General features: G+C 34.7%; 22 protein-coding genes. 13 read left to right on the forward strand and 9 right to left on the reverse strand.

The window, feature by feature from the left end; all coding sequences use genetic code 11:
- Positions 1 to 63: 63 nt before the first annotated feature.
- On the forward strand, positions 64 to 1326 hold the full coding sequence (gene ilvA / locus JMA43_RS10365) for a threonine ammonia-lyase IlvA (RefSeq protein ID WP_342156485.1): 1263 nt from the start codon (positions 64 to 66) through the stop codon (positions 1324 to 1326).
- Between the two features lie 202 nt (positions 1327 to 1528).
- Positions 1529 to 3124: an NADP-dependent glyceraldehyde-3-phosphate dehydrogenase gene (locus JMA43_RS10370; protein WP_342156486.1), complete on the forward strand. Its 1596-nt coding sequence runs from the start codon at positions 1529 to 1531 to the stop codon at positions 3122 to 3124.
- 320 nt (positions 3125 to 3444) lie between these two features.
- Here the strand turns inward: JMA43_RS10370 and JMA43_RS10375 are convergent, their stop codons facing one another.
- From JMA43_RS10375 to JMA43_RS10400, 6 genes are all read right to left on the reverse strand, one after another.
- The gene (locus tag JMA43_RS10375; RefSeq protein WP_342156487.1) at positions 3445 to 3678 is read right to left on the reverse strand and encodes a putative signal transducing protein; all 234 of its coding nucleotides are present in this window, start codon (positions 3676 to 3678) and stop codon (positions 3445 to 3447) included.
- 17 nt (positions 3679 to 3695) lie between these two features.
- Positions 3696 to 4175 (reverse strand): DUF6146 family protein, encoded by a 480-nt coding sequence (locus tag JMA43_RS10380; protein ID WP_342156488.1) that lies wholly within the window; start codon positions 4173 to 4175, stop codon positions 3696 to 3698.
- A gap of 90 nt (positions 4176 to 4265) precedes the next feature.
- Complete coding sequence (locus JMA43_RS10385; RefSeq protein ID WP_342156490.1) at positions 4266 to 4898, reverse strand: DUF937 domain-containing protein; 633 nt, start codon at positions 4896 to 4898, stop codon at positions 4266 to 4268.
- Between the two features lie 132 nt (positions 4899 to 5030).
- Complete coding sequence (locus tag JMA43_RS10390; RefSeq protein ID WP_342156491.1) at positions 5031 to 5981, reverse strand: D-2-hydroxyacid dehydrogenase; 951 nt, start codon at positions 5979 to 5981, stop codon at positions 5031 to 5033.
- Positions 5982 to 6044: 63 nt separating this feature from the next.
- Positions 6045 to 7109, reverse strand: a complete 1065-nt coding sequence (gene serC, locus JMA43_RS10395; protein ID WP_342156493.1) for a 3-phosphoserine/phosphohydroxythreonine transaminase — start codon at positions 7107 to 7109, stop codon at positions 6045 to 6047.
- Between the two features lie 374 nt (positions 7110 to 7483).
- Positions 7484 to 8545, reverse strand: coding sequence for an acyl-CoA reductase (locus JMA43_RS10400; protein ID WP_342156495.1), 1062 nt, complete (start codon positions 8543 to 8545; stop codon positions 7484 to 7486).
- A 176-nt stretch (positions 8546 to 8721) separates the two neighbouring features.
- Here JMA43_RS10400 and JMA43_RS10405 point away from each other — a divergent pair, with 176 nt between their 5' ends.
- The gene (locus JMA43_RS10405; RefSeq protein ID WP_342156497.1) at positions 8722 to 9075 is read left to right on the forward strand and encodes a 4Fe-4S dicluster domain-containing protein; all 354 of its coding nucleotides are present in this window, start codon (positions 8722 to 8724) and stop codon (positions 9073 to 9075) included.
- Between the two features lie 72 nt (positions 9076 to 9147).
- Here JMA43_RS10405 and JMA43_RS10410 read toward each other — a convergent pair whose 3' ends face one another.
- Positions 9148 to 9672, reverse strand: coding sequence for a hypothetical protein (locus JMA43_RS10410; protein ID WP_342156499.1), 525 nt, complete (start codon positions 9670 to 9672; stop codon positions 9148 to 9150).
- Positions 9673 to 9879: 207 nt separating this feature from the next.
- On the opposite strand from JMA43_RS10410, the gene dnaK reads away from it, so the two are divergent.
- Positions 9880 to 11787: a molecular chaperone DnaK gene (gene dnaK, locus JMA43_RS10415; protein ID WP_342156501.1), complete on the forward strand. Its 1908-nt coding sequence runs from the start codon at positions 9880 to 9882 to the stop codon at positions 11785 to 11787.
- 534 nt (positions 11788 to 12321) lie between these two features.
- Here dnaK and recQ read toward each other — a convergent pair.
- Both recQ and JMA43_RS10425 read right to left on the reverse strand, forming a co-directional pair.
- Entirely contained in the window at positions 12322 to 14427 is a 2106-nt protein-coding gene (recQ, locus tag JMA43_RS10420; RefSeq protein ID WP_446719404.1) for a DNA helicase RecQ, read from the reverse strand.
- Between the two features lie 44 nt (positions 14428 to 14471).
- On the reverse strand, positions 14472 to 15032 hold the full coding sequence (locus JMA43_RS10425) for a GNAT family N-acetyltransferase (protein WP_342156503.1): 561 nt from the start codon (positions 15030 to 15032) through the stop codon (positions 14472 to 14474).
- Between the two features lie 37 nt (positions 15033 to 15069).
- On the opposite strand from JMA43_RS10425, the gene JMA43_RS10430 reads away from it, so the two are divergent.
- From JMA43_RS10430 to JMA43_RS10470, 9 genes are all read left to right on the forward strand, one after another.
- Positions 15070 to 15495: a PaaI family thioesterase gene (locus JMA43_RS10430; RefSeq protein WP_342156505.1), complete on the forward strand. Its 426-nt coding sequence runs from the start codon at positions 15070 to 15072 to the stop codon at positions 15493 to 15495.
- Between the two features lie 4 nt (positions 15496 to 15499).
- A complete protein-coding gene (locus JMA43_RS10435) occupies positions 15500 to 16561 on the forward strand; it encodes an isochorismate synthase (RefSeq protein ID WP_342156507.1) in 1062 nt (353 codons plus the stop codon).
- A gap of 405 nt (positions 16562 to 16966) precedes the next feature.
- Positions 16967 to 18739, forward strand: coding sequence for a 2-succinyl-5-enolpyruvyl-6-hydroxy-3-cyclohexene-1-carboxylate synthase (gene menD, locus JMA43_RS10440; RefSeq protein ID WP_342156509.1), 1773 nt, complete (start codon positions 16967 to 16969; stop codon positions 18737 to 18739).
- Between the two features lie 39 nt (positions 18740 to 18778).
- Entirely contained in the window at positions 18779 to 19117 is a 339-nt protein-coding gene (locus JMA43_RS10445) for a DUF2853 family protein (RefSeq protein ID WP_342156511.1), read from the forward strand.
- 138 nt (positions 19118 to 19255) lie between these two features.
- Entirely contained in the window at positions 19256 to 20089 is an 834-nt protein-coding gene (locus JMA43_RS10450; protein ID WP_342156513.1) for a CvfB family protein, read from the forward strand.
- Positions 20090 to 20249: 160 nt separating this feature from the next.
- Entirely contained in the window at positions 20250 to 21092 is an 843-nt protein-coding gene (locus JMA43_RS10455) for a 1,4-dihydroxy-2-naphthoyl-CoA synthase (RefSeq protein ID WP_342156515.1), read from the forward strand.
- Between the two features lie 36 nt (positions 21093 to 21128).
- The gene (locus JMA43_RS10460) at positions 21129 to 21737 is read left to right on the forward strand and encodes an SPOR domain-containing protein (protein ID WP_342156516.1); all 609 of its coding nucleotides are present in this window, start codon (positions 21129 to 21131) and stop codon (positions 21735 to 21737) included.
- Positions 21738 to 21744: 7 nt separating this feature from the next.
- On the forward strand, positions 21745 to 22653 hold the full coding sequence (menA, locus tag JMA43_RS10465; RefSeq protein ID WP_342156518.1) for a 1,4-dihydroxy-2-naphthoate octaprenyltransferase: 909 nt from the start codon (positions 21745 to 21747) through the stop codon (positions 22651 to 22653).
- A 29-nt stretch (positions 22654 to 22682) separates the two neighbouring features.
- Complete coding sequence (locus tag JMA43_RS10470) at positions 22683 to 23441, forward strand: LytR/AlgR family response regulator transcription factor (protein ID WP_342156520.1); 759 nt, start codon at positions 22683 to 22685, stop codon at positions 23439 to 23441.
- Positions 23442 to 23810 lie beyond the last annotated feature (369 nt).

The following is a 23810-nucleotide window of genomic DNA, read 5'->3' on the forward strand; positions in this document are numbered from 1 at the left end:
TAATTAAAACCACTTTTACAGTCTCTTTACATTTTAAAGAGGTTTACGGTGGAGACAAATTTTATGCAAACAAAATCAATATTCATACCTACATTAGAAAATGTAAGAAATGCTGCTGCTACCCTCAATGGGGTGGCGGCAGTTACTCCTTTAATGAAAAATCTTCGTTATTCGAAGGCTTTTGATGCCAATATTCTTTTAAAAAGAGAAGATTTACAAATTGTACGTTCGTACAAAATTAGAGGAGCTTACAATAAAATTAGTTCGCTTACTTCTGAGGAAAGAGCAAAAGGAATTGTGTGTGCTTCTGCAGGGAATCATTCGCAAGGAGTAGCTTTTTCGTGTAAGGCTTTAAAAATTAAAGGAACTATTTATATGCCAGCGCCAACACCTCAGCAAAAAATTGAGCAGGTGCAAATGTTTGGAGAAGAATTTATTGATATTGTTTTAGAGGGCGACACTTTTGACGATGCTTACAAAGCTGCCATGGCAGAATGTACGCGTGTTGGTAAAACTTTTGTGCATCCTTTTGATGATGAAAAAGTTATTGAAGGGCAGGCTACTGTTGGACTTGAAGTGCTGGAGCAAACCAAAAAAACAATCGATTATGTGTTTGTGCCTGTTGGCGGCGGTGGCTTATCGTCTGGTTTGGCAAGTGTTTTTAATGTACTTTCTCCGCAAACCAAAATTATTGGTGTGGAACCTATGGGAGCGCCTTCGATGAAAACTTCTTTGGAAAAGAAAGAAAATACCGAACTGAAAGAAATTGACAAGTTTGTAGATGGAGCAGCAGTGCAACGTGTGGGAGATAAAACTTTTGCAATTTGCCAACAATTATTAGACGAGATGGTTACTGTTCCTGAAGGAAAAGTTTGTCAAGAAATACTCGATTTATACAATAAAGATGCGATTGTTGTGGAGCCAGCTGGAGCCTTAACCTTGTCTGCACTCGAGCAATATAAAGAGCAAATAAAAGGGAAAAATGTAGTTTGTGTTGTGAGCGGTAGTAATAACGATATTACACGAACTGCAGAAATTAAGGAGCGAGCTTTATTGTATGCCAATTTAAAGCATTATTTTATCATTCGTTTTCCGCAACGTGCTGGTGCTTTAAAAGAGTTTGTTGCTGAAATATTAGGCCCTACCGACGATATTACTCATTTTCAGTATACCAAAAAGAATGCAAAAGAAAATGCGCCTGCAGTAGTTGGGATTGAATTGAAAAATGAAGACGATTTAGAACCATTGATAGACCGAATGAAAGCTAAAAATTTCTTTGGAGAATACTTAAACAATAAACCCGATTTGTTTCAATACCTAGTTTAAAATTATTGTTATTTTAAGTAGTTGCACATGTAAATTGTTGCATTTTAATAGAAGAATTACGAATTTTATATCATTCGAGGAAAGTAATAAAACCTGAACTTGTTTCGGGTTTTTCTATTCCGAAGCAAAACGAATAACTCCAAATAGTTGTCTTTTAAATGAAAAAAGAATATGGAGGTTAACGATAATCAAAAAAATATTTATGGAAACCAACACTTTTAATAAAATACCCGAGAAATACCAAATTACAGAACTTGTACATCAAGATAAATTTTTAGTTGGCGGACAGCTAAAACCATGGACAGGTAAAACCACCGAAGTATATTCTTCTATTTCTTCTACGGAAGATTATAAACCAACGCTGTTAGGAACAATTCCGTATATGAGCGAACCCGAAGCAGATGAAGCGCTTGAAGCTGCTGCAAAAGCTTTTGATAAAGGAAAAGGACTTTGGCCAACTATGAAAGTAGCCGACCGTGTGGCGTGTATGGAGAAGTTTGTAAAGCAAATGGAAACCAAACGCGATGAAGTAGTAAAACTTTTGATGTGGGAAATTGGTAAAAACCTTCCAGATTCTGAAAAGGAATTTGACCGAACTGTTGAATACATTTATGATACAATTGAAGATTATAAACAACTCGATAGAGATTCGGCTAACTTTCAAAAACGTGACGGGATTTATGCGCATATCCGCAGAGGACCGTTAGGAATTGTGTTGTGTTTAGGACCTTATAATTATCCGTTAAACGAAACTTTTGCATTGCTTATTCCAGCGCTTATTATGGGGAATACGGCTATTTTTAAGCCTGCAAAACACGGAGTTTTACTAATAACTCCTTTGTTGGAAGCGTTTAAAAATTCGTTTCCGAAGGGAGTGGTAAATATTGTTTACGGACGTGGAAGAGAAGTGGCTGCTCCAATTATGAAATCGGGGAGAGTAGATGTGTTGGCGCTTATCGGAAATAGTAAGTCGGCAGTTGCGTTGCAAGACCAACATCCGTACAAAAACAGATTGCGACTCGTATTAGGTTTGGAAGCAAAAAATCCAGCTATTGTTATGCCAGATGCCGATTTAGATTTGGCAATAAACGAATGTATCGCAGGAACATTGTCGTTTAACGGGCAGCGTTGTACCGCTTTAAAATTAGTGTATGTACATGAGGATATTGTAGAAGAATTTAACAAACGATTTGCTACTAGAGTAGATGCTTTAAAGTTTGGAAACCCTTGGGAAGAAGATGTAAAATTAACTCCGCTTCCAGAGCCAGAAAAGCCAAATTATATTCAAGAATTGATTGAAGATGCTAAATCTTTTGGGGCAACTGTTATTAATGAAAAAGGAGGAGAAATTACCGATAATTATATTTTTCCAGCAATGCTTTATCCTGTAAATAAACAAATGCGCGTGTTTAATGAGGAGCAGTTTGGGCCTGTTGTTCCAATTGTACCTTTTAAAGATATAGACGAGCCGTTAAATGATGTTGCAGATTCTAATTACGGACAACAAGTAAGTTTGTTTGGGTCTAATATTCGCACTTTGGCACCGCTTATCGATACGCTTGTAAACTTAGTTTGTCGAGTTAATTTAAACAGTTCTTGTCAGCGTGGGCCAGATGTGTATCCATTCACTGGGCGCAAAGATTCAGCGGTAGGGACTTTAAGTGTGCACGATGCTTTGCGTTCGTTTTCAATTAGAACTTTTGTCGCTTCAAAAGACAACGAGTATAACAATAGAATTTTAAACGATTTATTGGGAAGTAAAGCTTCTAACTTTGTGAGTACGGATTATATCTTATAACTCAACAACACTAGAAACTAAATTAATTGAGGTCTGAAAAGTCTGAAAAACGTTTTGCTGAATTTATTTCAGTAGCTCACAAATGTGATGAGAAACTGAGTCGAGCTCAGTTTGACGAATTTTAAACTTTTCAGACCTCATTTTTATATTTTTAAATTTGAATATCCATAACATTAAAATGTTAGGTGAGCCTGCCTTTGTCGGAAGACAGGCGTATTCGAGACCCTATTTAAAGCTGTTAAGCCAAATAACCTCTCGACTACGCTCGAGGCTGACGGTACACTATAACAGATTACGGACAATCATATTTTCAAATAAAATCAATTGATTTCATCTTTAATTGTGTCTAGTATTTCTAGCGCAGTTGCATGCTCGTCTTGATGAACAAATACTTGAACCTGATCTACAACTGTTGGACCAAATCCAGCTAGTCGTCCCGACTCTGTGTCGTTTTTAATTACTGGAGATATATTTGCTTCTTCAAACCGACTTTTAATAAGTGTTGCTTGAATGTAACTTCCTGTAAATACTCTGATATAATCTTTGTTTTCCATAAATGTTGTGCTTAAAATTAATTTATTCTGGGGTAAAAAGGACCTAAACGTTGGTTGTATTTCCGCTGAAAATACAAAAAGTAATTGTAGAGTTTGTAATTTACTTCATATCCATAATCGATTTTCGGACTATAGTCAATTTGCATTTCGTATAAGTTTGGATTGTAACGTTGCGGATTCAGCACACGTTGATTCCAATTTATAACATAGATATTGTTTCGACTTTCTAAAAATTCTTGAGAGTAATAACCTTCGGGTTGCGCAATACTATTTAACCAACTGTAAAAACCTGGATCGATAATAATTATTTCGTACTCAGTTTCTTCATCTGCAATTCGAACGGTGTCTTGTGTTCCTTTATTGTCAAATGCCTGTTTTTCTTCTGCTGAAATATTTAAGTCTGATATTTCATCATCAGTATAAGAAGCATCTGAAGTGTTTGTGGTACCACATGCCATCAGTATAAAAAGAAGAAAGAAAGTTGCTAAATATTTCATGAATTTTAGAAGGTTGTTTGTATTAAAGATATAAAAAAGTCAGGCGAAAAACCTGACTTTAACTTTTAATAATGATATGTTGAATGTTTTTTAGCTGTTAAAGAAGCTTCCTAACAAACCTCCAAGACCACCTTTTTTCTTACTTGATCCAATTACCATATCGGCAACATCATCTAAAACACTTCCGTCTCCATCTGTATCGATTAAAGAAGTGATTAAGCTTTGGTTTTCTTGCGATTGCCCACCAAGCATACTTCCTAAAAGGCTACTCATATCGTTCGAACCGCTAATGTTGTTTTCTTTAGTTTGTTTTCCTAGATATCCTAAAACTAGTGGCGCAGCAATTTTTAAAATCTGACTTACAGTTCCTGCGTCGATACCAGTTTTACTACTTAATGCATTTTCGATATTCGATTGGTTTCCACCCAAAACATGTCCTAAAATTCCAGCACCGTCATTAATAGCAGTATCGTCTACACCGCCACCAAAGAAGCCACCTAAATTATCTAAAATACTTCCGTCGTGCTTGCTGTTAATTGCATTTAAAAGTCCTGCAGCTCCATCTGGAGAAGAGGCATTTTTTTTCATTGCACCGGTTAAAAGTGGCAAAGCCATATTTAATAAGTTAGAAGTTTGATCTTCTGAAGTTCCTGCTTGGCTACTAATTCCGCCAATTATCTGACGACCTACGTCGCTATCTAATAATGATGCTAATCCTGACATTTGCTATTTTTTTATAAAGGTTATAATTTCTTACAAGATACAAAAAAAGTCCTTCGATTTGGAAGGACTTTTCTAAAATATTAATTTGTTTAGATTATTTTCTATTTAATACAGAAAACATCGATGTATAACCTATTTAAGCAGACTTTCAATTTGGTTTGCCAATTCAACTCCAATTCGGTCTTGTGCTTCTGCAGTAGCAGCTCCAATATGCGGTGTAAGTGAAATTTTTGGATGCATTAAAACTTTGATAGCAGGTGTTGGTTCGTTTTCAAAAACGTCGATACCAGCAAATGCAACTTTGTTACTATCTAGCGCATCGATTAATGCAACTTCATCTATAACACCGCCACGAGCAGCGTTTACAATTCCTACACCATCTTTAAGTATTTCAAATTCTTTTTTCCCTAAAACGTACTCTTTCTGTGCAGGAACGTGTAAGGTTAAAAAGTCAGCTTGCTTTAAAACTTCTTCTTTTGAAACTGTTTTGATATTGAAATCTACTTTTTGTCCGTCGAAAAACTCAAGTGGAATAGTGATATTTTCAATAAAAGGATCGAAAGCAACTACTTTCATTCCTACACCTAAAGCAATTTTTGCTGTCTCTTGTCCGATTCTCCCGATTCCGATAATACCAAGTGTTTTACCTCTTAATTCAATTCCGCCAGCATATGCTTTTTTAAGTTGTCCAAATTTGCTTTCACCTTCCAAAGGCATATTTCTGTTGGCATCGTATAAAAAACGAACACCTCCGTATAAATGAGCAAAAACAAGTTCTGCAACAGATGCAGAAGAAGCGGCAGGGGTGTTAATTACGTGTAACCCTTTTTCTTTAGCATACGCCACGTCGATATTATCCATACCAACACCACCACGACCAATAAGTTTTAACGATGGACAAGCATCGATAAGATCTTTACGAACCTTTGTTGCGCTACGTACTAAAAGCGCGTCGATGTTGTTTTGGTTGATATAATTTTCGAGTTGTTCTTGTGCTACTTTTGTGGTGATAATCTCAAATCCTTTACTTTTTAAAGCATCAATTCCGCTTTGAGATATTCCATCGTTTGCTAATACTTTCATTTGTTTTATTGTTTTTTGATTTTGAATTATCGGTATAATTCAAAGTGGTACTTTTTTATATTTTTAAGCTTTTTGTTCGAGGGCTTGCATAACATCTACTAACGCTTGTACGCTTTCAATTGGCATTGCGTTGTACATTGAAGCTCTATATCCGCCAACACTTCTGTGTCCGTTTATGCCATTTAGTCCTGCTTCTTTTGCAAGGGTGTCAAAAGTTTCTTTGTGCGTTTCATCTACCAAGTTAAAGGTAGCATTCATAGGCGAACGATCTTCTTTTGCAGCAAAACCTTCAAATAAAGGATTTCTATCAATTTCAGTATATAAAAGTTCAGCTTTAGCGTTGTTACGTTTTTCAATTTCAGCAACACCACCAAGGTCTTTTAACCATTGTAATGTAAGCATCGATACATACACAGCAAAAACAGGAGGCGTGTTAAACATACTCTCTTTATCGGCATGCACACGGTAATCGAGCATAGAAGGAATGACTCTGTCAACTTTCCCTAATACATCTTCTTTAACAACAACAAGGGTTGTACCAGCTGGTCCCATATTTTTTTGAGCTCCCGCATAAATGATATCGAATTTTGAAAAGTCTAAAACTCTTGAAAAAATATCCGAACTCATATCGCAAACCAAAGGCGCATCAACTTCTGGAAATTCTTTTATTTGAGTTCCGAAGATGGTATTGTTGGAAGTGCAGTGGAAATAATCAATATCCGACGGGATGCTGTAATTTTTTGGAATGTAATTAAAGTTTGCATCTTTTGAAGACGCTACTTCAACCACTTCACCAAAAAGTTTAGCCTCCTTAATGGCTTTGCTAGACCAAGTACCAGTGTTTAAATACGCAGCTTTTTTGTTTAGTAAATTATAAGCTACATTTAAAAACTGTGTGCTCGCACCACCTTGAAGAAACAAAGCTTTGTAACCTTTGTCTTGCAATCCTAAATGCTCTAATGCCAATGCTTGCGCTTGGTCCATTACGGCGATAAAATCTTTGCTACGGTGAGAAATTTCGATAAGCGATAAGTCTAACCCATTAAAATTGAGAATAGCTTCTGAAGCTTTTTTAAAGACCTCTTGTGGTAAAATGCAAGGTCCTGCACTAAAATTATGCTTTTTCATCTGTTATTTTTTATACGTATTTGTTCAGATGAAATTTACCTAAATGTATATTGATTGCGTTTTCAAATTAATTTTTAGGCTTATTTCATACAAATAGTTAGTTGTGTTTATTCTCTACAAATTTGCTAATTTATAATAGAAATACCGTTATAAAAAGTATAATAATTTTGTTGGATTGTTAACAAAAATTAGAGAGTTGTTAGATAGTTGCGATATGAGTTGTTAATTTATTAAACACTTCATATACTGATGTTTCTATTTTGGTGAACTAACTTCTAGAATATTAATAGTTTAACCTATAGATTAAATAGATTTATTGCTGAATGTTATAAGCTTCAGTTAAAATGAAAAATAAGCTTCAGATGAAAAGTAGTTTAAACTTTTAGAAGAAACTGAATAGTATCTACACCATCGGCATAATCCCAAAGCGCAGGATGTTGAGTTTGTCCAAAGGCAATTTCGTTTTCCATAAAATTGTCAGCAACCACACATTGAATCTTATCTTCGTCTTGTTTTAATTTTTCTTTTAAAGCTGTTGTGGACTTGTATTTTTCGTAGAAAACTGTAGCGATAGGCGAGGCGTAATTTTCGTCTTCCTTCAGCATTAAAAATCCGTTTTCTAGCAAATCAAACAAACTCATTAAATACACGGCTTTGTTGTAATCGTAATTGTTGGCATATTTATTTTGATGAATAATATCGCCATACTCAAAAATAGCCTTAAAGAAAGTGTCAAAATTATAATCTTCTGGAACAAACAGTTTTGACACACTGCGACAACCGAGTCCGTAATACGTAAAAATGTCTTTCCCGAGCGCTGTAAGTTGCTCTTGGGTTTCGTTGCCAGTAAGTACAGCGACCGAATTTCTGTTTTTTCTGATGATGTTGGGTTTGCTTCCAAAGTAATATTCAAAATAGCGAGCGGTATTGTCGCTTCCAGTGGCAATTACAGCATCGAAGTTTTCTAATTTTTCTTCAGTAAAAACAATTTTGTCTTTAAACGAAGGAGCAACAAATTCTAGATATTTAGCTAAAAAGGGGAGCAAGTGCTTGTCGTTTGACGATTGTTTAACAGTAACACGATGACCAGAAATTAAAACCGACAAAAAATCGTGAAAGCCAACCAAAGGAATATTTCCAGCCATAATAATGGCGATGTTTTTTGGTGTAACATCTTCCATAAGGTAAGCACTTAACCACTTTTTCAAGTTACTTTCGGTTAAAGCTTCAGCCCAGTTTTGCAGTGCAAACTGTATATTTTGCTTGGTAAACCACGAATTGTGTTCTTCTGCTAGTTTTATTTGGTGTTTAAAACCATCGTATAAATCGGCCTCTTTGCTATTGGCTTCAAAAACAGGAGTTTCGTTGGTTGAAAATTGCGCCATAAAGGCACCAAGTTTAACAAAAGCATTAATTCTGTTGTGAATGTCACTCATTATATTTGGTTAAGATTTTGTTTGTCTTTATTTTTGACATTGCAAATTTACACAATAGAACCGAGGCGTACTTTTATTCTGAATAAATTTTATTTTTTATGAAAGGATAACTTTTAAAAATCGACTTAAAAAACTATTGAATTTGCCGATTGTTTAAAATATGAAAAAGTAGAATTATGGCGATTATTATAACTGATGAATGTATAAATTGCGGGGCTTGTGAACCAGAATGCCCAAATACCGCAATATATGAAGGAGCAGACGATTGGAGATATAGCGATGGAACCTCGTTAAATGGAGATGTTGTATTACCAGATGGAAAGGCTGTAAATGCCGAAGATGCACAAGACCCAATTAGCGATGAAATTTATTACATCGTTCCAGATAAATGTACGGAGTGTAAAGGTTTTCATGAAGAGCCTCAATGTGCTGCTGTTTGTCCGGTTGACTGTTGTGTTCCAGACGACGACCATGTAGAAGGGGAAGACGAGTTGTTAGCAAAACAACGTTTTATGCACCCAGATGGATAAGATTGTATTCTTTTTTAAATAGAAAAGGGATTCGATATCGAATCCCTTTTTGTTTTTTAAAGATGTTGGTTATTACTGTTGTTTGTAAATTCGTTTTACAACAGTGTTATTGTCGGGGTTAGCAATTTCTACCACAAAGTTTTGATTGGCATCAAAATATCCAACGCCTTTACCATTTTTAGTTTCTACAATGTATTTATTGTTTGTAGATTGGTAAATTGTAGCATTTAAGTTTTGATTTTCAGAATTTATAACAAACCCGTTGTCGCTTGGTAAAAAATCGCAATGCGTGTCATTACACACAAATTGTGTTTTTTTATCAATAACAATATTCCCAGAACTTTCTACCATTGTTTCTTGTTTTGTAACCTTTACAGGTGTTTGAGCTCTGTCTTGGTTTAATTCATTTCTGTCTGCAACATCAAGACGCACATCTTGCTCTTGTGTTACTTGTACTTGCTCTTTTACTTCTTCTTCTCCTAAGTTGGTTTTTACCTTAGTAGTTTTGGTAACAGTTTCTTCCAATACGTTTTTGTTTTGTGCAAACCCGATTGAAGTTGTCAAAATAATAGTGGTTAATAAAATTAAATTTTTCATGTCTTTTTTTGTTTTGATTATACTTTAATATACGGTTTTACAGTCGCTAAAGATGTTAAGGACTTATTAATCAGTTGTTAGAATTTGTTAAGATGAAGAAGGAATTTTATTTACATGACACTTTGTCATTTTTAATGTCGTGGCATAATGATTGACTTTTACAACACGAATCGAAAATAGAATTTCAAACACTATAAAAACATAAACATGAGTAAAATTATTGGAATAGACTTAGGTACAACCAACTCTTGTGTTTCCGTAATGGAAGGAAACGAACCAGTGGTAATACCTAATGCTGAAGGAAAAAGAACAACCCCTTCTGTAATTGCTTTTGTTGAAGGCGGAGAAATAAAAGTAGGAGACCCTGCAAAGCGTCAAGCAGTTACAAACCCTAATAAAACTATATATTCTATTAAACGTTTTATGGGGAATAAATTTTCTGAATCTCAAAAAGAAGCAGATAGAGTACCTTATAATGTAGTAAAAGGAGATAACGACACTCCACGTGTTGATATTGACGGACGTTTATATACACCTCAAGAATTATCAGCAATGATTCTTCAAAAAATGAAGAAAACTGCTGAAGATTATTTAGGACAAGACGTAAGGCAAGCAGTTATTACAGTACCAGCTTACTTTAACGATTCTCAACGTCAAGCAACAAAAGAAGCTGGTGAGATTGCAGGTTTAAAAGTTGAAAGAATTATCAACGAGCCTACTGCCGCTGCTTTAGCTTACGGAATGGATAAAAAAGGAGACGACCAAAAAATTGTTGTATTTGACTTTGGTGGTGGTACACACGACGTTTCTATTTTAGAATTAGGAGATGGTGTTTTTGAAGTACTTTCTACTGATGGAGATACACACTTAGGAGGAGATGATGTTGATGAAAAAATCATCGATTGGTTAGCAGATGAGTTCCAAGCGGAAGAAAACATGGATCTTAGAAAAGATTCTATTGCACTTCAACGTTTAAAAGAAGCTGCTGAGAAAGCTAAAATCGAATTGTCTTCTGCAAATCAAACAGAAATCAATTTACCATATATTACAGCTACAGCTAGCGGACCAAAACACTTGGTAAAAACATTAAGCAAAGCTAAGTTCGAGCAATTAATTGCCGATTTAGTAGAGCGCACAATCAAGCCTTGTGAGTCTGCTTTAAAAAGCGCTGGATTATCAAAAAGCGATATCGACGAAATTATCTTAGTAGGTGGTTCTACCAGAATTCCTGCAGTACAAGAAGCTGTAGAGAAATTCTTCGGGAAAAAACCTTCTAAAGGAGTTAACCCAGACGAGGTAGTTGCTGTTGGAGCTGCTATTCAAGGAGGGGTGTTAACAGGAGATGTAAAAGACGTATTACTTTTAGATGTAACGCCACTTTCATTAGGTATCGAAACAATGGGAGGTGTAATGACCAAGTTAATCGAGGCAAACACAACAATTCCTTCTAAAAAATCGCAAGTGTTCTCTACGGCTGCCGACAATCAGCCATCTGTAGAAATTCACGTATTACAAGGAGAGCGCCCAATGGCTGCCGATAACAAAACTATCGGACGTTTTCACCTTGACGGAATTCCACCAGCGCAACGAGGGGTACCGCAAATTGAAGTAACTTTTGATATTGATGCGAACGGAATTATCAACGTTTCTGCAAAAGATAAAGGAACAAACAAAGAGCAAAACATTCGTATCGAAGCTTCTTCAGGATTAACAGAAGAAGAAATCGAGAAAATGAAAAAAGAAGCTGAAGCAAATGCTGATGCTGATAAAAAGGCTAAAGAAAAAGTAGATAAGTTAAATGAAGCAGATGGAATGATTTTCCAAACTGAAAAACAGTTAAAAGAGTTTGGTGATAAACTTTCTGCTGATAAAAAACAGCCTATCGAAGCTGCTTTAGAAGAATTGAAAAAAGCTTACGAAACTAAAGATGTTGAAACCATTCAACCAGCTTTAGATAAAATTAACGAGGCTTGGAAAGTTGCTTCTGAAGAAATGTACAAAGCACAAGCTGAAGCACAACAAAACGGTGCTCCTGGAGCAGACGCTCAAGCAAATGCTGGGGATGCAAAAGAAGGCGATGATGTTCAAGATGTTGATTTTGAAGAAGTGAAGTAATTCGTTTTAAATTATAGCATAAAAAAACCCGAAACAAAAGTTTCGGGTTTTTTTATGTTTTACTGTTTTGAAATTTTTTTAAAGATCTCTAAGAAAAACCAAAGTATAATGCCTAAAGCTGCTGCGTATAGGCCAACTGTAATTAATATTTCATTCATTGCTTATTGATTTTTTTAATCGGATGCAAAACTAAATTATCTAAAACCGGAAGTTGTTAAATCCAATATATTAAATTATTGTAAGAAATTACTTTCTTGTAGAGTTTTAAACTGAAAGCTTAACTGCCTTTTTTCAGTATAAAAACTCCAATTTCTTTAACAAGCCAAACGGCCATCCCGATTACAGCGGCAATTTTTCCTATTTGTATCAAAATAAATTGTGTATCCATAACTATAAGTTTTTAATGTGCAATATTAAATGGAGATGAAAAACTAAAATATGATTTCAGTCATATCATTTCATTGCAATTATATGATGATAGATACGTAGAGAGGTTGCTTCTTAGATTTGAATTTAGAATAACTTTAACACAAGTTAATTCGCCTCATCTTTTAAAAGTGTAAGACATAAACGAATGGTCCAGTAGTCTATAGCTTCTTCAAAATGTTCAAAATAGACTTTTAATTGATCTGGATCGTTTAAAGTTTCTTTGGCTTTTTTTACTGCTTCTAAATCGGTTTTAGTAACAAACTTCATTAGGTCTATGGCTTTTCCTTCTTCGTAAAGTTTTGCCAAATGCGAGTAAATGGTTGTGGTGCTTAATTTTCTTTTTTGTGCAATTTCTTCAATTGATAATCCATCTTGATACAGCTGAAAAGTTTCGAGGTATGTTTTACCTTTTTTGCGTCCGCGTTTTTCGTCTTTCTGTTTATTAAAAGCAATAATTTCTTTGATGAATTGATAGCCGTAGGTTTCCATCTTTCTTCTACCAACCCCGTTTATACGCATAAAGTCGTCGTCGGTAAGCGGGCGTTCTGCTTCAATTTCTTTCAGTGTAGCGTCGTTAAAAATTAAATAAGCAGGAATGTCTTCTTCATTGGCAATTTGTAAACGTAATTGGCGTAGACGTTCAAACAAACTGTCTTTTGATTTTGCTTGTTTTTTCGTTGTTTTTTCAGCAGAAATAATTGTAGTCTGAGGTTTTGTAAGTGCAACCTTTTTCGAATTGAAAAGTACTTCATGTGCCTGCGGAGTTAGTTTTAGTGCATTTTTTTCGTGAAAAGCAATTTCTAAAACTCCAAGATTAACCATTTGGATAATGTAATGTTGCCAATCTCTCCAAGAAATATCGCTACCAACGCCATAGGTTTTTATGTGTTGGTATCCGTTTTCGATAACGTGTTGGTTGTGCGAACCTCTCAAAACATCAATTACAAGACTGATGTTTTCTTTTTCTTTTAAGCGCGCAATACACGACAGCGCTTTTTGGGTGATTATTGAGCCATCAAAAAATTGAGGTGGATTTTTACAAACATCGCAATTACCACAATCTTTCTCGATGTATTCACCAAAATAACTAAGTAATATTTTTCTTCTGCAAGAAAGTGCATCGGCATATTGTTTCATGCGCTCCAGTTTTGCCATCTGTACTTCGCTATTACCACTGCCTTCGGCAAACTTTTGTAGTTGCACCACATCGGCATAACTATGAAAAAGTAGGGTAGCAGATGGGAGTCCGTCTCGACCAGCACGACCAATTTCTTGGTAATAACCTTCTATGTTTTTAGGTAAATTGTAATGAATAACCCAACGTACATTCGATTTGTCGATTCCCATTCCAAAAGCAACGGTAGCGCAAACAATTTGAGTTTTATCGTTGATAAAATCTTCTTGAACTTTAGAGCGTTTGTCGTGGTTTAATCCTGCGTGGTAGGCTTCTGCTTGAAAGCCCGCTTGTTGGAGTTTTTCTGATAAATTTTCGGTTGTTTTTCGGCTTAAACAATAAACAATACCACTTTCGGTAGGTCGACTGTTTAAAAACTGAACAATTTGTTTTATTCTATCGGTACCAGGACGAACTTCTAAACTTAGATTTTTTCGGTCGAAGGAAGCTACAAACTTTTGCGCGTTCGGAATATTTAACTGCGTAGCAATATCTTCTCTTGTAGCTTTATCGGCGGTAGCAGTTAAGGCAATTAAAGGCGTGTTTGGAAATCTGTTTTTTAAGAAACCTAATTGTGTGTAAGCAGGTCTAAAATCGTGTCCCCATGATGAAATACAATGTGCCTCATCGACTGCAATTAAACTGATTTTAGTTGTGTTGAAAATGTTTTCTAAGTACGATAAACTTTCTGGAGCTACGTATAAAAGTTTGATTTCGCTACTTTCGATGACTTTAAAAATAGCTTCTTGTTCTTCTGTAGATTGACTGCTATTTAAGAAAGAAGCCGAAATACCATTTACATTTAGCCCATCTACTTGGTCCTTCATTAAAGCAATAAGTGGCGAGATTACAATGGTTAATCCGTCGAGTAACAGTGCTGGTAATTGGTAACAAATAGATTTTCCACCTCCAGTAGGCATAATCACGATACAATCGTCGCCTTTTAAAAGCGTGTCTATTATTTCTTTTTGAAGTGGTCTAAACGAGTCGTACCCAAAATATTCTTTTAGGGTATTTTGTATGGCAGTTTCTTTCATCATCATTGCAAAGAAACAGCATTGGAGTTATAGCAAAAAGAGGATTAGCTATTTTTTTTGAACAACATCCATTCTTCTTTTAAAATTCCGTAGCAACAAGTGTTTCTTTTATAACCGTCGAGCAAATATACATTTCTGCGTAAAAGTCCTTCAAACTTGGCGCCTAGTTTTTCAACTGCTTTTCGCGAACGAAAGTTACGCTCGTCTATTCTAAACTCTACTTTTTCAAAATTCATTTTAAAAAAAGCATAGTCCAACATAAGGTGCTTCATGGCTGTATTTAAACCAGTTCCGTGAAAATCTCGACCAATCCAAGTAGACCCAATATGTAGCACTTTGTTGTACCAATCGATGTTCATGTATCGTGTAGAACCTGCGTAGCTGTTTTTCCTTTTGTCGTAAATTATAAAAGGAATGGCAGTATTATTTTCGGCATTTGCTAAAGCCGTTTTTACATACTGTGTAAGCGTTTGTAGGGTAGAAATATTTGAAGGCGAGTATTGTACCAAATCTTTTTCGGATGCAATGGCATATAAATTCTTGAAATTCTCAAGCGACAAAGGCATAAGTTTTACAATTTCGTTTTCTAGAGTCGGAATATTCATTGCGGTTGTTGTATTTTTACAATCCAAAAGTAGACATATGAATCCTGATAAAGAAACAATATTGTCGATTATCCGTGAGCGTTGCAAAAATACGCTTATGGAAACTCTTGAAATCGAATATACAGAAATTGGAGAAGATTATCTAATTGCCAAAATGCCTGTTACGCCACGCGTGCATCAACCAGACGGAGTACTTCACGGCGGAGCGATGGTGGCATTGGCGGAAAGTGTTGGGAGTGCGGCTTCTTATATTTTTTTAAATACTGATGAGTTTTTTATCCGCGGAATTGAAATTTCGGCAAATCATGTAAAAAGTATCAAAGAAGGATGGGTTTTTGCAAAAGCTACTTTTTTGCACAAAGGAAGAACAACACAACTTTGGGAGATTAAAATTACGGATGAAGAAAGTCGTTTGATTTCTATTTGTAAGCTTACAACAATTGCCTTACCAAAATCGAATTAAATTCATGGAGGTAACACCAACATCTTTTTTTGAAGTTGTTTCTACGCAGTTTGAGAATTCGCTTCCGTTTGTAATTTATAACAAACCAAACAGTAATGAAATAAGTGGTTTATTGCAATCTAGCGATGTGTTGTTTACTGCGGAAACTTATACTGAAAGCGGATTTGTTTTTGCACCTTTTGATGCTGATGAAGTGGCGGTAATGATTCCGTTTTCTGAATCGAAAAAAGTGTCATGTTCAGTAGGTTTTTCAGCTGATGACGTTCAAGAAATAGAAAATATTGAAGCAACTTCAGCAGAAAAAAATCATATTTCTTTAGTCGAAAAAACAATCAATGAGATAAACACTTCAGCAATAAAAAAAATTGTTATTTCTAGAACTAAGGAAGTACAAGTTGCTACATTCGACTTTATTTCGGTTTTTAAAAAACTCGTAAAAACATATCCTACAGCTTTTTGCTACGCGTGGTATCATCCTAAAGTAGGGTTTTGGATGGGTGCAACTCCAGAAACTTTACTCACTTTAAACGGAAATGCATTTCAAACCATGGCGCTTGCGGGAACTCAGCCGTATAAAAACACCATAGATGTGTTGTGGGGAGCTAAGGAACAAGAGGAGCAACGTTTGGTTACAGAGTCGATTGTAAATAATTTAAAGCCGATTACAACCAATTTGCAAGTTTCGGAAGTTGAAACGATTAAGGCAGGGACATTACTACATTTAAGAACTGTAATTAATGGAACGCTTGGCGATACTACGGTGAAAGATTTTATTTACCGACTGCATCCAACTCCCGCTGTTTGTGGGTTACCAATGCAAGATGCAAAGGCTTTTATTTTAAAAAATGAAGGTTATCCTAGAAGGTTTTACACTGGCTTTTTAGGAGAACTTAATGCCGATAAAACTCATACTGAATTGTATGTGAATTTACGTTGTATGGAATATGTGGAAGAGAAACTCCTGTTGTATGTAGGTGGTGGAATCACCAAAGATTCTGATGCTAAATCGGAGTGGGAGGAAACCGAAAACAAAACCCAAACCATGCTAAATGTACTTGCAAAATAAGATGGTTTTATAAAATAGTTTCTTGTTTTTATTTGTTTGAATAATAGTCTGACCTATTAAAAAAGTAGTAAAAATCAAGGAAGCAGCAGTGGTAGAAGCTAAAAAGCTGTTTGAGCGAAGCGAGTTCTTTTTAGCTGTGGTGGGTGTTTCCGTAGATTTTCTTATGCTTTTTTAATCAGTCTTGACTTTCCTGCCTACCGCAGGCAGGTTTGTTTCGTTTTTGTGTCAAGACAAAAATGAAAGTATTAATAATTTATAGTGTATTGAAGTTGAATTAAACGCTTACTTTGATTTTCACCTTTGTTTAAAAGAATGAATTATCAATTTTCTTTTACAGTAATATCAATTTATAAGTGGTATAATTTGAGTACTTTTGTAGATAGAAATCATTAGTTTTTTATTTTGATGAAGTATTCTAACATTCCGTTAGCACAAACAGTTTCTGCATTGTGTAAAGCCAAAGGAATTGAACATATTGTAATTTCTCCAGGGAGTAGAAATGCACCTTTAACCATAAGTTTTACTGAAGATTCTTTTTTTAAAACCTACAGTGTTGTAGACGAACGAAGCGCTGCTTTTTTTGCATTAGGAATAGCGCAACAAATTAAAAAGCCTGTGGCTTTGGTTTGTTCTTCGGGGTCTGCTTTGCTAAATTATTATCCTGCAATTTCAGAAGCTTTTTACAGCGATATTCCGTTGGTGGTGCTTTCGGCAGATAGACCTTCTTATAGAATTGATATTGGCGACGGACAAACCATCCGTCAAGACCATGTGTATGAGCGCCATATTTTGTATTCAGCAAATTTAAAACAAGATATACGTGGAGAGGATGTAAAGGTTTTAGGTGATGGAAAAAACAAACCTAAACTGGATAAAATTTTAGACCCAATTCAGCTTCAAAATGGTATACAAACATATAACGAAAAGGAAATTAATACGGCCTTAAACACAGCTTTTGAGCAAAGCGGACCAGTACATATTAATATTCCGTTTGAAGAGCCACTGTATCAAAAAGTGGAAGAGCAGTTTGTAAAGCCAAAAGATATAGCTTTTAATCCAGTTGAAGAAAATTATACTACAGAAACGCTCAAACATTATATTGATATTTGGAATAACGCAAAGCGAAAAATGATTTTAGTTGGAGTTTTAGCACCCAATAGCATTGATTCTGCTTTGTTGGAAATTTTAGCAAACGACGAATCGGTTGTGGTATTTACCGAAACAACCTCAAATTTGAATCATTCAAATTTCTTCCCGAACATCGATAAAATTATAGCTCCGCTAGAAAAGCTAGAAGATGCCGATACTCATTTTAAAGCATTGCAACCAGAAGTGTTGTTAACTTTGGGAGGGATGGTAGTTTCCAAAAAAATAAAAGCATTTTTAAGAAAGTATCAGCCAGCAAATCATTGGCATATCGACACAAAGAAAGCGTATGACACATACTATTGCTTAAACAAGCATTTTAAAACAACACCAAATACATTTCTTAAAGTTTTTACTGAAAGTGTTGTTCCGCAACAAAACGAATATCAACCAAGTTGGTTGGCTATTAAAGCTAGAAGAAGTAATGCACATAAAGAATATGTGGTGCAAATTCCGTTTTCCGACTTTAAAGTGTACGAGCGTATTTTAAAAACAATTCCAGAGAATTATCAGTTGCAATTAAGTAATAGTTCGACCATTCGGTATGCGCAATTGTTTCAGTTAAACGAATCTTTACATGTATTTTGTAATCGCGGTACTAGTGGTATTGACGGAAGTACAAGTACTGCAGTTGGAGCATCCGTAGTAGCAAACAGACCAGTACTTTTTATTACTGGAGATTTGAGTTTCTTTTACGATTCGAATGCACTTTGGAACAATTACATCAATCATCAGTTTAGAATAATTGTTATAAATAATGGAGGAGGAGGTATCTTCAGAATCCTTCCTGGCGATAAAGATTCTGATAAATTTGATACTTATTTCGAAACCACACACGAGCTCAATGCAAAAGGTTTGTGTGAAACTTATGGAATTCAATATCAATCGGTAAACTCAGAAGAAGCTTTAGAACAAGCTTTACCAAACTTTTACAAAAGTAGCAAGCGCCCTTCATTGTTAGAAATATTTACGCCACGAAAAATTAATGATGAAATTTTACTCAATTATTTTAGTTTTCTAAGTAAAAATTAATAATTTTAAGTCGACTTAATAAAATAATAAAAAATAATTATGAGTAAAAGAGACGAATTAGTAGAAAAATATGCCACAGATTTAAAAGAAAAATGTGGTGTTACTGCAGATACAGATTTGCTAACAAAAGTAGTTGTTGGATTAGGACCAGCAGTTTACAACGCAGATGCTTCTATGGTATCTGGTTCTGACGAGAAAGAATTGGAAACCATTAAAAACAACTTCTTGATTAAAAAATTAGGTCTTTCTGCTTCAGACGATTTGGATGGTGCTATTGATTCAGTAATCGAAAAATACGGAAGATCAAACCGTAATAAATACAGAGCTGTAGTGTATTATTTATTAGTAAAACACTTCAAAAAAGAGTCAGCATATTAATCTGTACTTTTGATAGATATTGAAAAGGCATTTTTTAATGCCTTTTTTTTGTTTCTAATTTTATGGAATCCTTCGGAAATATTTAAAAAATTCAGATTAAATAACGTCCTTTGCAAAAGATAAAACAATAAGGTTTAGATGATACAAATAGGAGAATACAATACATTGGAAATATTAAGAGAAACCTCTGTAGGTTTGTTTTTGGGAGATGAAGAAGGAAATGATATTTTATTGCCTAACAAGTACGTACCTCAAGAATACGAAATTGGAGATACCTTGGCGGTATTTTGTTACCTTGACCACGAAGAACGCCCAATTGCAACTACATTAATCCCGAAAATTACACGTAATAAATTTGCGTTGCTTAAAGTGGTAGAAGTAAACCGTATTGGAGCCTTTTTAGATTGGGGACTTGAAAAACATTTGTTTGCGCCATACAAAGAGCAAGCACGCCCAATGGAAGAAGGAAAACGTTATTTGGTGTATGCTTTTCTAGACGATGAATCTAACCGAATGGTGGCTTCGAGTAAAACCAATCAATACCTAAGCAACGAAAGTTTATCGGTTGAATTGTACGAAGAAGTATCGCTTATTGTGTCTCGTTTTACAGAACTTGGAGTGGAAGTTATTATAAACGAATTACATAAAGGATTGGTGTATAACGATGAGATTTATGCCGATTTAAAACTGGGACAAAACCTTAAAGGATATATCAAAAAGATTCGTCCAGACCACAAAATAGACGTTAGTTTACAACCTATTGGCTACAAAAATATTGAGCCTTCTTCTCAAAAAGTGCTCGATGCGATTAAACGAAACGGAGGTTTCTTAGGATTGCACGACAAAAGTGCTCCAGAAGATGTAAAAGCGATATTAGGAATGAGTAAGAAAAGCTTCAAAAAAGCAATAGGTTCTTTGTATAAAGACAAGCAAATACTCATTAAAGAAGACGGAATTACCTTGGTTGACTAGTTTTGTTTTTTCTGCTGAATAATCACCTTAAAATAATTCAGCAACACACTTTTTAATTCCTTTCAGCAAAAGAAGTTGAGGAATTAAACCTTTAAAAAATCTTGAAAATATTTAATATTCAAAAGTATATCTTTTACTTTTGAAAAAAATACAAATAAACATGAGCGAACCACAGTGGAAAACTGCTAAGGAGTTTGAAGATATAACCTATAAAAAAGCAAATGGTGTAGCGCGTATTGCTTTTAATCGTCCGAATGTTAGAAACGCTTTCAGACCAAAAACTACAAGCGAACTGTATCAAGCATTTTACGATGCGCAAGAAGATACAAGCATCGGGGTAGTTTTACTTTCTGCTGAAGGACCTTCAACTAAAGACGGCGTGTACTCGTTTTGTAGTGGTGGAGACCAAAAGGCAAGAGGACATCAAGGGTATGTTGGAGACGACGGAATGCACCGACTTAATATTTTGGAAGTGCAACGCCTTATTCGTTTTATGCCAAAAGTGGTTATTGCAGTTGTTCCAGGTTGGGCAGTAGGTGGCGGACACAGTTTACATGTTGTTTGTGATATGACGTTGGCCAGTAAAGAACACGCTATTTTTAAGCAAACCGATGCCGATGTTACAAGTTTTGACGGCGGATATGGGTCGGCTTATTTAGCAAAAATGGTAGGTCAGAAAAAAGCTAGAGAGATATTTTTCTTAGGAAGAAATTACTCTGCTCAAGAAGCCTACGAAATGGGAATGGTAAATGCTGTAATTCCTCATGATGAATTAGAAGCAACTGCCTATCAATGGGCACAAGAAATATTAGAAAAATCGCCAACATCTATTAAAATGTTGAAGTTTGCTATGAACTTGACTGATGATGGAATGGTTGGACAACAAGTATTTGCAGGGGAAGCTACTCGTTTGGCTTATATGACAGAAGAAGCCAAAGAAGGTAGAAATGCGTTTTTAGAGAAAAGAAAACCAAATTTTAAAGATATTAAGTGGATTCCTTAGCAAGTGCATAAATGTTTAATTAAAAACGAATCGAATATGCCTTACATAGACGAAAATCATTTAGTTAACTTGCATAAAACCATAGAGTCTAAAGAAATTACAGAAGCTAGACTTTTAAATGAATTAAGAAAAAATAGAGCCGAGAAAGAACAATTGTACCGCTCTAAAAATATTTTCAAATGGAGCGCCTTATTTTTAGGTACTTTTATTTTGTTTGGGTTTGTTTTATATATTGTAAAGCCTTCATTTTTTGTAAGTGACCAATATTTACAGTCTGAAAATAAACTGTTAATCGATAAAGAAGAAGTTCAGTTGTATCAACATCAAATTTCTGCTTTGCAAGAAAATTTACGTGATTCAGAAAGTACTTTAAACACTGTTGATTACAGAGATTTAAACACAGAAGTGATTTACGCAGTACAAGTTGCTGCTCTAGAAAGTAAAGATCTTTCGTTGTATTCTGAAGAACTCAGAAATATCAGTCAGTATAAAGATAAACCATACAATAAATACTCTTTGGGGAATTTCACTTCTTTGGAAGATGCTAAAATATTCCGAAAAGAGTTAGTTTCACTCGGATTTCAAGATGCGTTTGTAGCTTCTTATCAAAATGGTAAACGCATAAAAATAGAAGAAGCATTATAATTTATACATGACAAAATTTAAAACACTCCTTTCGGCAGCTCGCTTGCGTACGCTTCCGTTGTCTCTTTCAGGAATTATTGTAGGTTCTGCAATAGCTTTTTCACAAGGATTTTACAATACTTCTATTTTTGTTTTAGCTTTAATTACTACGGTCGGACTGCAAATTCTATCCAACTTTGCAAACGATTATGGGGATGGCGTAAAAGGGACTGATAATGAAGATAGAGTAGGACCAATGCGTGCTATTCAAAGCGGAGTAATTTCAGATAAAGAAATGTTACGAGCTATTATTGTAACTGTTATTTTGACTTTATTGGTTGCTGTAGCTCTAATTTATGTGTCGTTTAAAGACACTAATTTAGGATATTCACTTTTCTTTTTTCTCCTCGGAATTGCGGCGGTAGTTGCTGCTATTAAATATACAGTAGGAAAATCTGCTTACGGCTATAATGGTTTAGGCGACGTTTTTGTCTTTATCTTTTTCGGATTGGTAAGTGTGTTGGGTTCGTACTTTTTGTATGTAAAACAATTACATTGGCAAACATTTTTGCCTGCCATCAGTATCGGATTGTTAAGTGTTGGGGTGTTAAATTTGAATAATATGCGCGATGTTCTTAGCGATACAAAGTCAAATAAAAACACTTTGGTTGTCAAAATTGGAGTGGAAAGTGCAAAAAAATATCACTTTTTCATCATTTTAATGGCAATGTTAGCGGGAGTATTGTATTTATTTTTAAACTATCAATCTCCGCTAAATGTATTGTTTTTGATTTCCTATATTCCTATTACACTGCATTTAAGACGTGTTTACTTAAATAAAAATACAGCCGATTTAGATCCGGAATTAAAGAAGCTAGCCCTAAGTACTTTTCTATTTGCTATTTTGTTTTTGTTCAGTTTTAATAATTTTTTGTAGTTTTAAACTGATTTTAACAGTAGAAAATTTTGGACCAACTTATAAGAATTCTCATCGTTGAAGATAACGTAATTATTGCAGACGATATGCAATCTATGCTTGAAGATATAGGTTATAGCATTGTAGCAAATGTTGTAGATTATGAAAGTGCAACAGAAGCTTTAGCTACAATGGATGTTGACTTAGCCTTAGTGGATATTGTTTTAGCCTCTAAGAAAACCGGAATTGATTTAGGGAAACACATCAGAGAAAACTACAACATTCCTTTTATTTTTGTTACTTCAAACTCCGACAAAGCAACTGTAGAGAATGCTAAAAGTGTAAAACCAAATGGTTATTTGGTAAAGCCATTTGAGCAACAAGATCTTTTTACATCCATAGAAATAGCACTTTCTAATTTTAATAACGAAACTACATCGATTGCAAAAGAAACTGTAGAGGATGAAACCGAAGAAAAAATGGTTTCTAATTCAGTTTTAAGAAATTCAATTTTCGTAAAAAAGAATCAGCATTATTACCGTATTCCATTTGATGATATTCATTATGTAAAAGCAGATAATGTGTATTTGGAGGTTTATACGGAAGATAAAACTTTCTTAGTTCGTTCAGCATTAAAAGACTATTTAGAGAAACTTCCATCGAAACAATTTTACAGAGCGCACAAATCGTACATTGTAAATATCGATCAAATTGAAGCTATCAACACCAAGGATATTTTAATTAATGGTAAGAATATTCCTATATCTAAAGAGTTTAGGGAGTTTATTCTTTCGAATATGAACTCCTAATCTTTCATTTACAACATTATAATCCAGACTTACCTCATAAATAAGTCTGTTTACAACAATATTTTGGAATCATAAAACATGCAGTATACATTTGAAGTGTTGTTAATTAAGCTTATGCGCCCCAAATATGAGCTAAATTAACATCCCCCAAAGTTGCACAATAACTTAAATTATGATTGCCTTAAATTGGTTAACAAAAAAGAACTCTCCTCAAAAGAGTTCTTTTTTTGTTTTACAACAGTTTTTACTGGTTTTACAACAAAAAATAGCTAAACAGTATTTAGTTTTATACATTCGTCTCGTTGATAAAAGATTATTGGTTTTACCCAAACAAAATTTTCATGATTTTTTATAAAAAGAGTTTTAAGC

This window comes from Joostella sp. CR20 (assembly GCF_038433465.1).
In the GTDB taxonomy this organism is placed as follows: Bacteria; Bacteroidota; Bacteroidia; order Flavobacteriales; family Flavobacteriaceae; genus Galbibacter.

Excerpts from the sequence above, each read along its gene's own strand:
- ilvA (WP_342156485.1), top strand. The coding sequence starts at position 64 with ATGCAAACAAAATCAATATTCATACCTACATTAGAAAATGTAAGAAAT.
- JMA43_RS10370 (WP_342156486.1), top strand. The coding sequence starts at position 1,529 with ATGGAAACCAACACTTTTAATAAAATACCCGAGAAATACCAAATTACA.
- JMA43_RS10375 (WP_342156487.1), bottom strand. The coding sequence starts at position 3,678 with ATGGAAAACAAAGATTATATCAGAGTATTTACAGGAAGTTACATTCAA.
- JMA43_RS10380 (WP_342156488.1), bottom strand. The coding sequence starts at position 4,175 with ATGAAATATTTAGCAACTTTCTTTCTTCTTTTTATACTGATGGCATGT.
- JMA43_RS10385 (WP_342156490.1), bottom strand. The coding sequence starts at position 4,898 with ATGTCAGGATTAGCATCATTATTAGATAGCGACGTAGGTCGTCAGATA.
- JMA43_RS10390 (WP_342156491.1), bottom strand. The coding sequence starts at position 5,981 with ATGAAAGTATTAGCAAACGATGGAATATCTCAAAGCGGAATTGATGCT.
- serC (WP_342156493.1), bottom strand. The coding sequence starts at position 7,109 with ATGAAAAAGCATAATTTTAGTGCAGGACCTTGCATTTTACCACAAGAG.
- JMA43_RS10400 (WP_342156495.1), bottom strand. The coding sequence starts at position 8,545 with ATGAGTGACATTCACAACAGAATTAATGCTTTTGTTAAACTTGGTGCC.
- JMA43_RS10405 (WP_342156497.1), top strand. The coding sequence starts at position 8,722 with ATGGCGATTATTATAACTGATGAATGTATAAATTGCGGGGCTTGTGAA.
- JMA43_RS10410 (WP_342156499.1), bottom strand. The coding sequence starts at position 9,672 with ATGAAAAATTTAATTTTATTAACCACTATTATTTTGACAACTTCAATC.
- dnaK (WP_342156501.1), top strand. The coding sequence starts at position 9,880 with ATGAGTAAAATTATTGGAATAGACTTAGGTACAACCAACTCTTGTGTT.
- recQ (WP_446719404.1), bottom strand. The coding sequence starts at position 14,427 with ATGAAAGAAACTGCCATACAAAATACCCTAAAAGAATATTTTGGGTAC.
- JMA43_RS10425 (WP_342156503.1), bottom strand. The coding sequence starts at position 15,032 with ATGAATATTCCGACTCTAGAAAACGAAATTGTAAAACTTATGCCTTTG.
- JMA43_RS10430 (WP_342156505.1), top strand. The coding sequence starts at position 15,070 with ATGAATCCTGATAAAGAAACAATATTGTCGATTATCCGTGAGCGTTGC.
- JMA43_RS10435 (WP_342156507.1), top strand. The coding sequence starts at position 15,500 with ATGGAGGTAACACCAACATCTTTTTTTGAAGTTGTTTCTACGCAGTTT.
- menD (WP_342156509.1), top strand. The coding sequence starts at position 16,967 with ATGAAGTATTCTAACATTCCGTTAGCACAAACAGTTTCTGCATTGTGT.
- JMA43_RS10445 (WP_342156511.1), top strand. The coding sequence starts at position 18,779 with ATGAGTAAAAGAGACGAATTAGTAGAAAAATATGCCACAGATTTAAAA.
- JMA43_RS10450 (WP_342156513.1), top strand. The coding sequence starts at position 19,256 with ATGATACAAATAGGAGAATACAATACATTGGAAATATTAAGAGAAACC.
- JMA43_RS10455 (WP_342156515.1), top strand. The coding sequence starts at position 20,250 with ATGAGCGAACCACAGTGGAAAACTGCTAAGGAGTTTGAAGATATAACC.
- JMA43_RS10460 (WP_342156516.1), top strand. The coding sequence starts at position 21,129 with ATGCCTTACATAGACGAAAATCATTTAGTTAACTTGCATAAAACCATA.
- menA (WP_342156518.1), top strand. The coding sequence starts at position 21,745 with ATGACAAAATTTAAAACACTCCTTTCGGCAGCTCGCTTGCGTACGCTT.